The following is a 1,242-nucleotide window of genomic DNA, read 5'->3' on the forward strand; positions in this document are numbered from 1 at the left end:
CACCCCCCCCCCCCCCCCGGAATTTCATTTCCGGAAAACCGAAAAAGAATGCGCCGTACTCGGCACGCTTTCCCGTTTGGACACCGTCCGCGCCGTGCATCTGATGCTGGATATTTTGAAGAAAATGGTTGACCGCGGTATGCCCGTCCGCCTCAACATAGCTGGCATAGGAGAAGAAATGGACAATTTAAAAATGCAGGCGGAACGTCTGGGCATTGAAGACAAAGTTACCTTCCTCGGCGGCGTGCGCGATTTGACCGGCTACTTCAAAGAAATCGATATTTTGGTGAACACGCCGCATTGCGTGGGCGACCACGGCGCAGGTGTCGGCAACAATATTTTGGAAGCCGGCCTTTACGACACGCCCGTCGTTACCTACGATATGGCGGGCATTTCCGAAATGGTCGTCACCGGGGAAACGGGTTACTGCATCCCCTTCGGCGACGAAGAAGCATTTATCGAAGCCGTAGACACGCTCGTCAGACAGCCGCTGTTGCGCGAAGCAATGGGCAAAAGGCTGCACGCACACGTCGCCGCACTCTGTTCCGACGACGAAATCTACCGTACCACCATGGCCGCCTATACCATGTAATGCCGTCTGAAAGCCGCCGATGAACATCACCATAGTCGCCCCCTACTGCTCGCTGCCGTCCGAACCGTATTTCAACCGCTTTTGGTATCTGGCAGAACTGTTGTCGCAATCGCACGACGTGTTGCTGATTACCAGCCGTTTCCGCCACTACGACAAATCCTTCAGACGGCCCGAAGATGCCGAGGCCGCCTCGCAAGGCCGTCTGAAAGTCATGCTGTTGGAAGAAAGCGGCTACGGCAAAAACGTGTCTTTAGAACGTGTTGCCAGCCATTACCGCTTCGTCAAAAATTTTGAGCAATGGCTGAAAAACTGCCGGCCGGGCGAACAAGACATCGTCTATTCCGCCTATCCGCTGATTGCCACCAACCTGCTGTTGGGCAAACACAAAGCGCGTTTGGGCTACAAACTGATTGTCGATGTGCAGGACGTATGGCCGGAGTCTTTCTCCTCGGTCGTACCGTTTTTGAAAAAAGTACCGCACAAGCTGCTGCCCTTTGCTTCACGCGCCAACCATGCCTACCGCTGCGCCGACGCGCTGGTTGCCGTATCGCAGACTTATCTCGACCGCGCCAAAGAAGCCAATCCGAACGTACCCGGCGAAGCCGTCTATATCGGTACGGATTTTGCCGCCATCGCCCCCCCCCCCCCGC

At 55.7% G+C, this 1,242-nt stretch carries 2 protein-coding genes; both read left to right on the top strand.

Annotated elements, in window-relative coordinates; all coding sequences use genetic code 11:
* Positions 1-592: glycosyltransferase (locus tag Q9I99_RS11230; RefSeq protein ID WP_304666236.1), on the top strand; the 592-nt coding region annotated here is incomplete at its 5' end.
* Between the two features lie 19 nt (positions 593-611).
* On the top strand, positions 612-1,242 hold a 631-nt coding region (locus tag Q9I99_RS11235), incomplete at its 3' end, for a glycosyltransferase family protein (protein WP_369416263.1).

Origin of the sequence: Neisseria basseii (assembly GCF_962707005.1) — a bacterium.
In the GTDB taxonomy this organism is placed as follows: Bacteria; Pseudomonadota; Gammaproteobacteria; order Burkholderiales; family Neisseriaceae; genus Neisseria; species Neisseria bergeri.